The organism is Aquimarina sp. Aq78, assembly GCF_900299525.1.
Taxonomy (GTDB): domain Bacteria; phylum Bacteroidota; class Bacteroidia; order Flavobacteriales; family Flavobacteriaceae; genus Aquimarina.
In genome coordinates, this window is record NZ_OMKA01000029.1 from 355,631 (window position 1) to 368,135 (window position 12,505).

A 12,505-nucleotide genomic window follows, 5' to 3' on the forward strand; every position below is an offset into this window, starting at 1 on the left:
GTTACTACCTTTTACTCTTTTCTAAGAGAGCAAAGGATTTATTTATTTAGTTTCTTTAGTTCTTGTTTGACAATTTCAAAATCATTAAAATCAGTTCGTTCTCCATTAATTTCTTGATAGGTTTCATGTCCTTTACCAGCAATAAGGATGATATCATCTTTATTAGCTAATTGGCATGCAGTTTTAATGGCTTGTTTTCTATCTGTAATCGACAGTGTTTTTTTATAATCCTGCGGCTCTACTCCTTTCTCAATATCTTCTATAATCTGACCTGGATTTTCTGTTCTGGGATTATCACTCGTAAAAATTGTTTTATTACTAAGTCTTGCCGCAATGTTTCCCATCACAGGACGTTTCATTTTATCTCTATCTCCACCACATCCCACAACTGTAATAAGCGTTTCATTATTGGTTCTTATATCATTAATGGTCTCTAACACATTTTTTAACGCATCAGGTGTATGTGCATAATCAACTATTGCAGTAATTTTCTCATCAGAGATCAGATATTGAAATCTACCACTTACACTTTGTAAGTCACTTAGTAACTGAAGAGTTTCTAAGGTTTCGAGTCCTAATAATTCGGCCGTACCAAAAATTGCCAGTAGATTGTATGCATTAAAGCTCCCTATTAATTTTGCCCAAACTTCATGATCGTTTAACTTTAGTAATAACCCTTCGAGACTACTTTCCAAAATTTGACCTCTATAATCTGCATAGGATTTTAAAGCATAGCTATGCTTTTTTGCTTTAGTGTTTTGAATCATAAAACTTCCGTTCTTATCATCTTTATTTACTAATGCAAAAGCTTTTGCTGGCAGCTCGTCAAAGAATATTTTCTTTACATCGCGATATTCTTTGAATGTGTTGTGATAATCTAAATGATCATGAGACAGATTTGTAAAAATTCCTCCGGCAAAATCTAATCCTTCTGTACGTTTTTGATGTATCCCATGAGAACTAACTTCCATAAAACAGTATTCTACTCCTGCAATATTCATTTCTTTGAGGTAGTAGTTAATAGTTAAAGAATCCGGGGTAGTATGTGTCGCATCATAAACTTTGGCATCTACTACAACTTTTACTGTAGACAACAACCCTACTTTGAATCCAGCTTTCTTAAAAAGTTGATATAATAAAGTTGCTATCGTTGTTTTACCATTGGTACCGGTAACTCCAACTAGTTTTAGATTTCCCGAAGGAGAATCATAATAATTAGACGCCATGATCGCCAATGCAGATTGGGTATCTTCAACTTCTACATAGGTTACACCACTAACTGCAATACTTGGCACCTTTTCGCAGATCACAACCAAAGCTCCTTGATCAACAGCTTTTTCTATATAATCATGACCATCTGAAACAGAGCCTCTAATAGCAACAAACACATCATCCTGTTCAACTTTTCTTGAGTCGAATTCAATCTTATTAACGCTCATTGTTGTATTACCAACTACGGCGTTAATCGCTACCTTATATAGAATGTCTTTTAACTCTGTCACGATAATTCTAATCTCACTTTTTGGTTTATCTTTACTTTAGTTCCTGGTTCTATAGATTGTTTTTTCACCCTCCCTGATCCTTTTAGTTCGACTTTCAGTCCCATATTTTCTAAAAGAGAGATCACATCCATTGCTGGCATATTTTTCACATTAGGCATTATGGTCTTATATTTTCGAGCATTCTCATAATATTTCTCATAACTATTCACAACTGAATTACTCTCAATCGCTGCATATGACACCTCATCAATCACCGGTATATCATTATATATTTTTGTGGCAATAGTTTTGAAAACAGGGGCAGCAACCTCACTACCATAATATCCTTTTTTCTTATTCGGTTTATGAATTACAACAATGCAAGAATAAATAGGGTTATCTGCAGGGAAATATCCTGCAAAAGATGAGATATACTCTCGTTCTTTATCTTTTCCATAGTTCCCCCAACATGTACCTGTTTTACCTGCAATACCAAAATTATTAGTACGAATATTATCTGCTGTTCCTCTCTTCACAACATTCTTCATCATTTCCTGCGCTATTTTTGCTGTTGTCTTAGAACATATCGTAGGGTTTAAAACCTCTTTATCAAATCTTTCTCGTGTCTTATCCCAGGTTTTCACTTCTTTTATAAACCTTGGTTTTACCATTTCACCATCATTTGCAATAGCATTATAAAAAGCTAAAGTTTGTAGTGGAGTAATTGCTACACCATATCCATGTGCCATCCACGGTAAAGTAGTACCATACCAATCTTTATCTCCTGGATAAGGAATTTTGGGTTTTCCCTCTCCTTTAATTGCCAACCCAAGTGTTTCTCCAAGCCCCATATTAATCAATCGATCTACAAATTTTCTTGGGTTATCCTTATAATTTTCATTAATCATTTTTGCAAAAGCTGTATTTGAAGATAGCTCGAATGCTTTTGCAGCAGATATCCTACCATATCCTCCCCATTTAGAATCTTTTACAACTCTATCATAAAACTTTACACGACCATTTTCGGTATCTACTACATAACTTGAATCTATAACTCTATCCTCTAAAGCCGCAACCATTGTCATCAATTTAAATGTAGATCCTGGTTCATGAGATTCTCCAACAGCATAATTTAGTTTCTCATAATATTTCCCTGCTTTGGTACGCCCAAGGTTAGATATTGCTTTTATCTCTCCGGTTTTTGTTTCCATTACGACAACAGTACCATGTTCTGCTTCGAATTCTTCGAGTTGCCCTAATAACACATGATGGGATATATCCTGAATATTTACATCAATGGTAGAAACAACATCATACCCATCTTGTGGCTCTACTTCATTATCATCCCCTATAGGTTTCCACTGGTTTTTTGCTATCTTTTGTTTTTTTCGTTTTCCTTCTTTCCCTCTTAAAAATGGTCCATAAGCTCCTTCCAAACCTACTCTGGTATAATACCCTTGCTCATCCCTTCTTTCATATCCAACTGTACGTTCTGCAATTTTCCCAATAGGGTGCTCTCTTATCGTACGTTGCTCAACAATTAGCCCTCCTCTATTTGCACCGAATTCAAACAAAGGGAATTTCTTAACTCTCATATATTGAGAGTATCCTATATTTCTGCGTAGCAATAAGTATCTGTTTTTATTATCTCTGGCTACTCTAATAATTTTATCATAATATGAAACAGGTTTCCCAAACTCTTTGGACAATGATTCACAAAGCGGTTTAATATATTTTCTAAAATCTTTTTCGTTTACTGTAAGCGCATCGAATCTTATATCATATTTGGGTACCGATGTAGCCAGTAAATTACCTTTACTATCATACAGATTACCTCGATTTGCAGGTATATCAAAGGTTTTAAAAACTCGTTCCTGAGCTTTCTTGCGATACATATCTCCTTCTACAAACTGTATATTCACTAACTTGGCCAATACTGCTATTGCAAAGATGAACATACACGCTGCTATGAAATACAATCGGTTTAATATGTTTTTTTCTTTTATTGCCAACAGCTTAGTTTTTTACTATTATTTTCCTTGGAGGTCTTTCAGGACGTTTTAATCCTTTTTGTGTCATCTTTTTTATTATTGATGACTCCATCTTCAATCTCATTAATTCGGTCTTCCCATCTACAAAATGTGTTCTTAATTCCCTAACTTCATTATTCAATCTAGCAATCTCATGCACTTTACTTTCTGCATTGTGCGAACTTGCGATCATTATTATTGCCAAAAAGGAGAGAAACAATAGCATTCTCCAATTCTTCATTGCATCATCTGCAATAAGAAACTTACCTTTTAATATGTCATAAATTGTTTGCTTCAAATTTTTTCTGCTATTCTAAGTTTTGCACTTCGTGCTCTATTATTTTCTTTAATCTCCTCTTCTCCAGGGACTATCAACCCACCTATTTTTTTAAAAGGCACCGATACGTTACCGTATAGATCTTTTTCTGGCTCTCCTTCAAACATTCCACTACGTATAAACCTCTTTACCAGCCTATCTTCAAGAGAATGATAAGAGATCAAACTAACCCTTCCTTTAGCGTCTAAAAGTTCTGTTGTTTGTATTAAAAATTCCTTAAGAGCTTCAATCTCCTGATTTACTTCAATTCTAATCGCTTGATATATCTGAGCCAGTATTTTATGCTCTTTATGCTTTGGTAAAAATGGTTTTAAAACTTCTTTTAACTCTACACTGGTTTTTACACTTTCTTCTTTTCTGGCTCCAACTATTGCTCTTGCTAACTTAGGAGCATTTCGCAATTCTCCATATTGCAAAAACATTACTCTTAGATCAGACTCATCATATTCATTAATTACATGATAAGCTGATATTTCCCCACTTTGATTCATCCTCATATCCAGATCCGCTTCAAACCTGGTAGAAAAGCCCCTATCTGCTACATCAAATTGATGTGAAGAAACCCCAAAATCCCCCAAAATTCCATCTACTTTTCTAACTCCATAGAATCGAAGGAATCGTTTAATGAATCTAAAGTTTTCATTTATTAAAGTAAATCGATCATCATCAATTGCGTTCTCCAAAGCATCCTTATCTTGATCAAAAGCAAATAACTTCCCTTCTGGCCCTAATCGTTTGAGAATTTCACTAGAATGGCCTCCTCCTCCAAATGTCACATCGACATAGGTTCCATCAGGCTTTATTGCCAACCCATCTACAGTTTCTTTGAGTAAAACCGGGTTATGATATTCCATCTCTTCCATCTCTTCTTTTCTAGTTTTCAACAGTCTAAACAAAAGTTAAGCTTCTACTAATCTTTATCAAAATAAGCCTCTTAACCTCTATCAATTCTATTAATCATGCTCTATTTCGTCATCAAACCCCATTACCTCTTCTGCCAAATCCGCAAAATCAACAGCCGTATCATCAATTGCCTTTTCATACTGATCTTTGTCCCAAATCTCTATAATATTTACAGCAGATGACAGCACTAAGTCTTTAGTAATGCCTGCAAAACCAATTAGATCTTTTGGGATCAAAAGGCGGCCAGCAGCGTCAATTTCAACTACTTTTACACCGGCTGTAAATTTTCTGATAAAATCATTATTTTTCTTTTTAAAGCGGTTGAGTTTATTGATTTTTTGCATTAAAAGATTCCATTCTGCCATTGGATATAACTCCAAACAAGATTGAAAAACAGCTCTTTTTAACACAAATCCATCTTGTAGCACCGGCGAGAGTTGCTTCTTAAAAGCCACAGGCATCATCAGACGTCCCTTAGCGTCTGCCTTACACTCATATGTGCCGATTAGATTTACCACTTTTATTTCCCTAAACGTTTAATTAGTCAAATATATTGAAAAAATTACCACTTTTTACCACAATTTACCACATTGTTAATAAATTGTCACCTAAACAGTAAAGTCATGGCAGCTAAAAACTTTAAGATTTTGTTTATCAGCATACTACGATAACACTTGTAGATTCTTGGTTTTACTCATTTTGAGATAGAAATAATCGATCACAAAAAAAAATATAAAAATTCATTCTGTAGTATTAATAAAAAATCCCAAAACTAATTATGAAAATGCTATATTTGCTTTTAATTCTTGTAAGAAGTATTAATGAAGCACGAATTAAAAAAAGACGGAAAATTTAGTTATCTAGATTTAGGGGAAGGCACACCAATCATCATTTTACACGGACTGATGGGTGGATTGAGTAATTTTGAAGGTGTTGGTTCTTACTTCCCTGAACACGGATATAAGGTACTGATTCCTGAGCTCCCTGTATACACTTTACCTTTACTAAAAACCAAAGTTAGTACCTATGCCCGGTACCTTAAGGATTTTATAGATCACTTAGGATATGGCGATAAAGAAGTTATACTTCTAGGCAACTCTCTAGGAGGACACATTGCACTTTTATGCACCAAAATGTTTCCTGAAAAAGTAAAAGGTCTGGTTATAACAGGAAGTTCTGGCCTTTATGAAAGTGCCATGGGAGAAAGCTATCCAAAGCGAGGTGATTATGAATATATTAAAGCTAAAGCAGAAAATGTATTTTATGATCCCGAAATCGCTACCAAAGAAATTGTAGATGAAGTATACGCTACTGTTAATGATCGCAATAAGTTAATCAGAACTCTTGCAATTGCTAAAAGTGCTATTCGACATAACATGGCAAAAGACTTACCTAAAATGAATACTCCAACTTGTGTTATCTGGGGGAAAAATGATAATGTTACTCCTCCAGAAGTTGCAGATGATTTTAATCGTTTATTACCTGATTCTGACTTGTATTGGATTGACAAATGTGGTCATGCTGCTATGATGGAGCATCCAGAAGAATTTAACCGTTTACTATACAATTGGTTACAAGAACGTAACTTCTAATCATAATTGATACTATGAAGATTAGTAGCGCTGAATTTGTAATGAGTAATAGCGATGTTGACAAATGTCCTAAAGACAAACTCCCTGAATATGCATTCATAGGTAGATCTAATGTTGGCAAATCCTCATTGATCAATATGCTTACTAGCCGTAAGAGTCTTGCTAAAACATCTGGAAGACCAGGAAAAACACAACTGATTAATCATTTCATTATCAATAAAACCTGGTTTTTAGTTGATTTACCAGGATACGGATATGCAAGAGTATCTAAATCTTCAAAAAAAGTATTTCAGAAATTTATTACAGCGTACTTCTCTAAACGAGTACAATTAGTTAGTGCCTTTGTATTAGTGGATTGCCGTCATGAACCACAAAAAATAGACCTTGAGTTTATGCAATGGTTGGGTGAAAATCAAATACCATTTTCTATTATTTTCACAAAATCTGACAAGCTTTCAAAAAATAAGCTACCCGCCCAAATAGCTGCCTATACCGAAGAAATGCTCAAGTACTGGGAAGAAATGCCTAATTATTTTATCACTTCTTCTTCTTCTGGCTTAGGCAAAGAAGACGTTCTTAACTACATAGCAGAAATTAATTCGAAGCTAAAAAAATCTTAGCTTATTTTCTTTTTCAAAAATTCTATTAATTCTTCTACAGAGTTTAAGGACGATAACCCTTCTGAATCAAACAGTAAATTAATTTTTTCTTCTTGTTTTTGAAAGATAATAGGAAGATTAAAACTCTTATCTTCTAGATACGTATATGTATCTAAAAACTCATCTTTATACATAAACACGAATTCATAATCTGAATTTTCCCTGAAATTCTTCCACACCTTTTTTTCAGAAAAGTTACCATGAGTAAGACTACAAAGGTCACATGAATATGTAGCCGGACTTATAATTTTATGAAGGCTATCAAGATATTTATTCCAAATATCCGACTGTGCATTATATACAAAAAACAAGGTTTTTTTCAACGTTTGAATTTTGACACTTAGTCAACAAAGTTGGTAAAACATTTCAAAAAAAATAAATTATTATTTTTGTTTAAGTTCCAGTTTTTCAGCAAAGTAATCACAAAAATCTTTCATGGTTGCCGACATTTTTTCGTCTTGCGTAGCTCGATAAAAAGTGTCACTCATAGCAACTAATGTTTGATGAAAAAAGATCTTCATTTCATCCACAGGCATATCTTTAGTCCATAAATCAATACGAAGACTTTCTTTACTTTTGCTATTCCATACAGATAACAACATTGCTTTGGTCTCTTCGTTCTCTACTCCACCATCTTTTGCTGTCCATCTTAATTTTTCTGGAATCCTGTTTTCATCTAGCTCTATATCTATTTTTATTTCTGATTTATGATTGTTCGCCATTATCTTTCGGGTTTATATTTTGATCTATTAAAAATCGTTTCGGCATCTGCCACTATTAATTGCCGCAAAGATACATTGTTATTTTTCATATACGAAGCTACAATCCTCCATCCTATAAATTGTCCTATTCTATCTGGTGCTTCCTTATCAATTTCTTCTAAATAAAATTTTGAGAAAGGCCCAGGATACAAAAATCTAGGCATAAGAGCACTATCAGTACTATATAACAATTGGCGATCTATGAAATATCTCCAGATTTGTTCTTCATTAGCTTTTGCCCAGGCATACTGTTCTTCGGTATATCCTATTTTTCTGGCATCGCTAAAATCAGGTAAAAGCAAATTTTTTAGATATAGTTCTTTTCCAAAGGACACAAGATTACCTAAAAACGTTCTATCTCTAATCGGTCCTATCTGGTTTTTGGCATACATAGAAGCTACATCTGGCACTATATTTTGTTTATCAAAATGCTGTCTTAAGTATTTTTGTATCCCTTCATAAAAGTGATGATCCTTACCTAGATATGTATCCAAGGAAATAATAAGCAGTCCTTTTGAAAGTACAACCTTATTATGATAATCTACATCATTGGTAATTGCAACCACTCTAGGTTCTTTAATTTCTGGGAAATAATATTTAATATGTTGAAAAAGTGAATGCAGTTCATTTTCCTCAGTAGAAAAATCAGAAAAAGTTTTTTCTACTTCTTTGTTTACTTCTTGTTGTATTGTATCTCGAGATCTTTTAATCCATACGCTATCTGCATACTTTTCCGAAAATAAAAAAGGGTACTCTTTTTTAAGATTAGGTAAGTTTTCTTCTGTTACTTCTGCAAATAATCGATCAAAACGTTCAACTTTAATTTCTACAGGGATTTCAGCAATTTCTTTATCTACTTTACTTTTGTTTGAACAAGAAAATAAAATGCAAAAAACAATGGCGAATTTTATATACTTAATACTATTCATTCCTAAATTATAATATCTCTCTAAATAATTTCTACTATTCCAGAACGCCATCTTTTTTTATTAATTTTATATTCGCAAAGGTAATATATCAAATTACTACAGACAAAGATCGAAATACGAAGTATAAAATTGAAATACTCGTAGTATTTAGATTTAAATTAACACTAACAAATAACGAAGAATGCAAACAGAAAAAGTAATTGATCATATTGTAAACTGGTTAAAAGAATACGCTACTAATGCAAACATAGAAGGTTTTGTTATTGGTGTAAGCGGGGGGATTGATAGCGCTGTTACTTCTTCTTTATGTGCGAAAACAGGATTAAAAACGCTTTGTGTAGAAATGCCTATTCATCAAGCTCAGAGTCAAGTAACAAGAGCCCAAGAACATATTAATCATTTAAAAGAAAGGTTTCCTAATGTTTCTGATACAAGAGTTGATTTAACTCCTGTTTTTGAAGAACTAAAATCTGTCGTTCCAGAAACGGCTCCAAGTGCACAACTTGATCTATCATTAGCAAACACCAGAGCGAGATTAAGAATGTCTACATTATATTACTTTGCTGGTTTATATAAATACCTAGTTGCTGGAACAGGCAATAAGGTTGAAGACTTTGGAGTTGGTTTTTACACCAAATATGGGGATGGTGGTGTAGATTTAAGTCCTATTGCAAACTTATTAAAAAGTGAAGTCTACACAATAGGAGAAACTCTAGGAGTTCCAAATTCTATACAAATTGCTTCTCCAACCGATGGGTTATTTGGAGATAGCAGGAGTGATGAAGATCAAATTGGCGCAAGTTATGATGAATTAGAATGGGCTATGAAAATGAAAGATGAAGGTAAAAATATTGATGATTTTAAAGGAAGAGAGCAAGAGGTTTTTAAAATTTTCGTCCGCCTAAATACCGTAAACCAACACAAAATGACCCCTATTCCGGTGTGTAAAATACCCGTTAATCTATTATAAGCAACATTTTGTCGATAAATACATAAAAAAAAGTTTACGAGGACTAGTTCTTAGTAATTTTGCACAAAGATTTAAAATTACCCCTAGCCTAAGATGTTACACTCTTAAAATTAAACTAACATTAACAATCGTAAACAAGAATGACAACCGTATTAATCGCAGATCATCATCCAATTACAAGGAAGGGGATCGTTTCTTTATTTCGCAACTCAGAAGATTATGAGATCATTGGCAAAGTAAGTAACGGAAACGAGATGTATGATGTTTTGAAAGCTAATACTCCAGATGTACTCATCATGGAGTTAGATTTACCTCAAATCAATGGAATTATGGCATTGAGAACAATTAAAAAAGAATTTCCTAGAATCAAAGTAATTATTTTTAGTTCTCATCCCGAAGAAATGTACGCATTAAGTGCTATTAAAGCAGGAGCTTCGGCATACCTATCCAAAACAGTCCCAACAAAAACACTTAAAAAAGCAATCGAACGCGTTGCAAGGGGTGGTATATATTTAAATGATAACCTTACACAACAATTAGCAAACGGAAATGCTAATGAAAATAATATGGTTGTAAAATATAAAAAACTATCCTCCAGAGAAATAGAAGTACTCAATCTATTATCTTCTGGAAAACGTAATAAAGATATAGCTTCTACATTATCTATTAATGAGAAAACGGTAAGTACGTATAAGACGCGACTGCTCAAAAAACTAAAAGTGGATAATCTTGCTGACCTAATTCATCAATCCAGATTATTGCATATTAGCTAGACCACTCGGTTTAGTTTTTCAGACAATATTCTTTTTAATGATAGATAATCCATGATATCCTGTATGGTTTCTTGATTATCATTGGCATCGGTATTTGGAGCTTTCACTTCTTGTGAGAGCTCTTCTACTTTTTGGCTAATCAGGAATCTTCGTAGGTTTAAAATAATATCACTTACATACTGAGCAATCGTAAAATCTTTTTGTTTTACATGGATTTCCATATCTATCCATCTATGTAATGTATATCGCTCTTCATTCATCATGATAGCCGTAATCTCTGAGGCTATTTCTGGAGCTATATGATTAATAAAGGTTTCGATTTTAAATTCCTCATTTTGATGCAATTGCTCAATCAAAACGGCGTATATCTCTTTAAAACTATTATTAGTAAATTCTATTTCATCATCCTGAAGATCGAGATATATTTTCTCAAACACTTTTGTAGTGTGTGCTTCTGGTTCTAAAACGAGATTTCCTTCATCATTTTCCTTTAAGACAAGATCTTCAAACTCTTCTTCTCGGCTTCCATAAAGCAGCAATATCTCTATTATCTTTCGCTCTAATTCATACTGCTCATCAACCTTTGGGGATTTAGGTTCTGTTTTTACAACTTCTAGCGACTTCTGATGTTGTTTTTGCTGTTTACGGTCTTCTTTTACATCAACATTACGAATTTGTGCTAAAGTATCGAACAATACATCTTCAGAAATATCCATTATTCTAGAACATTCTTTGACATAAATTTCCCGTTTGATCACATCCGGGATTTTAGAAATGCTAGTTACCATATCTCTAACTAATTCTGCCCTCTTAATAGGATCATTCTTAGATTCTTGCTGTAATAACGACGCTTTAAAACTAATAAAATCCTGAACATTCTCTTCGAGATACCCGGTTAGTTCTTCTAGCGTATTTTGCTTGGCAAAGCTATCTGGATCTTCCCCATCAGGAAAGCTACAGACTTTTACATTCATTCCTTGTTCAAGAATCAAATCAATCCCCCTTAAAGATGCTCGCATCCCGGCAGCATCACTATCAAACAATACCGTGACATTCTTGGTTAGTCTGCTAATTAGGCGAATTTGATCCGATGTTAATGCTGTTCCAGATGAAGAAACTACATTAGTAACACCTGTTTGATTAAACTGAATTACATCTGTGTATCCTTCTACAAGATAACAGTTATCTTCTTTGGCAATAGTTTGTTTTGCATAATAAATCCCATAAAGTACCTTACTCTTATGATAGATATCACTCTCTGGAGAGTTAAGATATTTTGCCGCTTTTTTCTCATTGGTTAAGATTCTCCCTCCAAAACCCAGAACACGGCCAGACATTGATTGAATGGGAAACATCACCCTACCTTTGAAACGATCAAATTGTTTTTCTTCTTTTACTATGGTAAGACCTGTTTTCTCCAGGTAATTTAATTGATATCCTTTTTTTATTGCTTCTGCCGTCAATGCATCCCAAACATCGGGAGAGTACCCTAGTCCAAACTTTTTTATAGTTTCTTCGGTAAATCCTCTTTCTTTAAAATAAGTTAGCCCTATGGCTTTACCTTGCTCTGTTTTAAGTAAAGAATTCTGAAAAAAAGCATTAGCAAACTCACTAACCAGATACATACTTTCTCTTTCATCTGCCTGCTGTTTTTGCTCATCGGTTTGCTCGGTTTCTTCAAATTCAATATTATATTTTTTAGCCAAATATTTTATGGCTTCAGGATATGTAAAATGCTCATGTTCCATCAAAAAAGCAACTACATTACCTCCTTTTCCGCTAGAAAAATCTTTCCAAATCTGTTTTACGGGAGACACCATAAAAGAAGGTGTTCTTTCATCACTAAATGGGCTTAATCCTTTAAAATTACTTCCCGCTTTTTTTAATTGCACAAAGTCACCTATTACTTCTTCTAACCGAGCAGTTTCGAATACAGCATCTATAGTGGACTTATTGATCATTATCTGGTATTATATAATTAATATTGAGCAGTAAGCACTTTATTGAGAATCCTACTACAAAAGTTTGTCTTTATCTATATTGACAAGCTCAACGCAAAAATAATATAAT

At 33.7% G+C, this 12,505-nt stretch carries 13 protein-coding genes; 4 read left to right on the forward strand and 9 right to left on the reverse strand.

Features of this window, described 5'->3' with window-relative positions; translation table 11 throughout:
- Window positions 1-38: 38 nt before the first annotated feature.
- From DG435_RS21055 to mraZ, 5 genes are all read right to left on the reverse strand, one after another.
- On the reverse strand, window positions 39-1,502 hold the full coding sequence (locus tag DG435_RS21055; protein WP_106791477.1) for a UDP-N-acetylmuramoyl-L-alanyl-D-glutamate--2,6-diaminopimelate ligase: 1,464 nt from the start codon (window positions 1,500-1,502) through the stop codon (window positions 39-41).
- A complete protein-coding gene (locus tag DG435_RS21060; protein ID WP_199852642.1) occupies window positions 1,499-3,493 on the reverse strand; it encodes a penicillin-binding protein in 1,995 nt (664 codons plus the stop codon). The genes DG435_RS21055 and DG435_RS21060 overlap by 4 nt, the downstream gene beginning before the upstream one ends.
- 4 nt (window positions 3,494-3,497) lie before the next feature.
- The gene (locus DG435_RS21065; RefSeq protein ID WP_101447528.1) at window positions 3,498-3,809 is read right to left on the reverse strand and encodes an FtsL-like putative cell division protein; all 312 of its coding nucleotides are present in this window, start codon (window positions 3,807-3,809) and stop codon (window positions 3,498-3,500) included.
- On the reverse strand, window positions 3,806-4,702 hold the full coding sequence (rsmH, locus tag DG435_RS21070; protein WP_106791516.1) for a 16S rRNA (cytosine(1402)-N(4))-methyltransferase RsmH: 897 nt from the start codon (window positions 4,700-4,702) through the stop codon (window positions 3,806-3,808). The genes DG435_RS21065 and rsmH overlap by 4 nt, the downstream gene beginning before the upstream one ends.
- A gap of 99 nt (window positions 4,703-4,801) precedes the next feature.
- The gene (gene mraZ, locus DG435_RS21075; protein ID WP_106791475.1) at window positions 4,802-5,269 is read right to left on the reverse strand and encodes a division/cell wall cluster transcriptional repressor MraZ; all 468 of its coding nucleotides are present in this window, start codon (window positions 5,267-5,269) and stop codon (window positions 4,802-4,804) included.
- A 303-nt stretch (window positions 5,270-5,572) separates the two neighbouring features.
- Here mraZ and DG435_RS21080 point away from each other — a divergent pair, with 303 nt between their 5' ends.
- Together DG435_RS21080 and yihA are read left to right on the forward strand one after the other, a co-directional pair.
- A complete protein-coding gene (locus DG435_RS21080; protein WP_106791474.1) occupies window positions 5,573-6,343 on the forward strand; it encodes an alpha/beta fold hydrolase in 771 nt (256 codons plus the stop codon).
- A 14-nt stretch (window positions 6,344-6,357) separates the two neighbouring features.
- On the forward strand, window positions 6,358-6,963 hold the full coding sequence (gene yihA, locus DG435_RS21085) for a ribosome biogenesis GTP-binding protein YihA/YsxC (protein WP_106791473.1): 606 nt from the start codon (window positions 6,358-6,360) through the stop codon (window positions 6,961-6,963).
- On the opposite strand, the gene DG435_RS21090 is transcribed toward yihA, so the two are convergent.
- From DG435_RS21090 to gldB, 3 genes are read right to left on the reverse strand one after another with little or no spacing between them, the layout of a single operon-like run.
- Window positions 6,960-7,325, reverse strand: a complete 366-nt coding sequence (locus DG435_RS21090) for a GTPase (protein WP_106791472.1) — start codon at window positions 7,323-7,325, stop codon at window positions 6,960-6,962. The two genes, yihA and DG435_RS21090, sit on opposite strands and share 4 nt — an antisense overlap.
- Before the next feature lie 60 nt (window positions 7,326-7,385).
- Complete coding sequence (gene gldC, locus DG435_RS21095) at window positions 7,386-7,724, reverse strand: gliding motility protein GldC (RefSeq protein WP_106791471.1); 339 nt, start codon at window positions 7,722-7,724, stop codon at window positions 7,386-7,388.
- Window positions 7,724-8,743: a gliding motility lipoprotein GldB gene (gene gldB / locus DG435_RS21100; RefSeq protein WP_234387047.1), complete on the reverse strand. Its 1,020-nt coding sequence runs from the start codon at window positions 8,741-8,743 to the stop codon at window positions 7,724-7,726. Before gldB ends, gldC begins: the two co-directional genes overlap by 1 nt.
- Window positions 8,744-8,873: 130 nt before the next feature.
- Between gldB and nadE the strand changes: the two genes are divergently transcribed.
- Window positions 8,874-9,662: an NAD(+) synthase gene (gene nadE / locus DG435_RS21105; protein ID WP_106791470.1), complete on the forward strand. Its 789-nt coding sequence runs from the start codon at window positions 8,874-8,876 to the stop codon at window positions 9,660-9,662.
- A gap of 140 nt (window positions 9,663-9,802) precedes the next feature.
- Window positions 9,803-10,435 (forward strand): response regulator transcription factor, encoded by a 633-nt coding sequence (locus DG435_RS21110; RefSeq protein WP_024770694.1) that lies wholly within the window; start codon window positions 9,803-9,805, stop codon window positions 10,433-10,435.
- Here the strand turns inward: DG435_RS21110 and dnaG are convergent.
- Window positions 10,432-12,396, reverse strand: a complete 1,965-nt coding sequence (dnaG, locus tag DG435_RS21115; RefSeq protein ID WP_106791469.1) for a DNA primase — start codon at window positions 12,394-12,396, stop codon at window positions 10,432-10,434. The genes DG435_RS21110 and dnaG overlap by 4 nt on opposite strands.
- Between the last annotated feature and the right edge of the window lie 109 nt (window positions 12,397-12,505).

Coding starts and splice junctions, on each gene's coding strand:
- rsmH (WP_106791516.1), bottom strand. CDS start 4,702: ATGGAATATCATAACCCGGTTTTACTCAAAGAAACTGTAGATGGGTTG.
- DG435_RS21080 (WP_106791474.1), top strand. CDS start 5,573: ATGAAGCACGAATTAAAAAAAGACGGAAAATTTAGTTATCTAGATTTA.
- yihA (WP_106791473.1), top strand. CDS start 6,358: ATGAAGATTAGTAGCGCTGAATTTGTAATGAGTAATAGCGATGTTGAC.
- gldC (WP_106791471.1), bottom strand. CDS start 7,724: ATGGCGAACAATCATAAATCAGAAATAAAAATAGATATAGAGCTAGAT.
- gldB (WP_234387047.1), bottom strand. CDS start 8,743: ATGGCGTTCTGGAATAGTAGAAATTATTTAGAGAGATATTATAATTTA.
- nadE (WP_106791470.1), top strand. CDS start 8,874: ATGCAAACAGAAAAAGTAATTGATCATATTGTAAACTGGTTAAAAGAA.
- DG435_RS21110 (WP_024770694.1), top strand. CDS start 9,803: ATGACAACCGTATTAATCGCAGATCATCATCCAATTACAAGGAAGGGG.
- dnaG (WP_106791469.1), bottom strand. CDS start 12,396: ATGATCAATAAGTCCACTATAGATGCTGTATTCGAAACTGCTCGGTTA.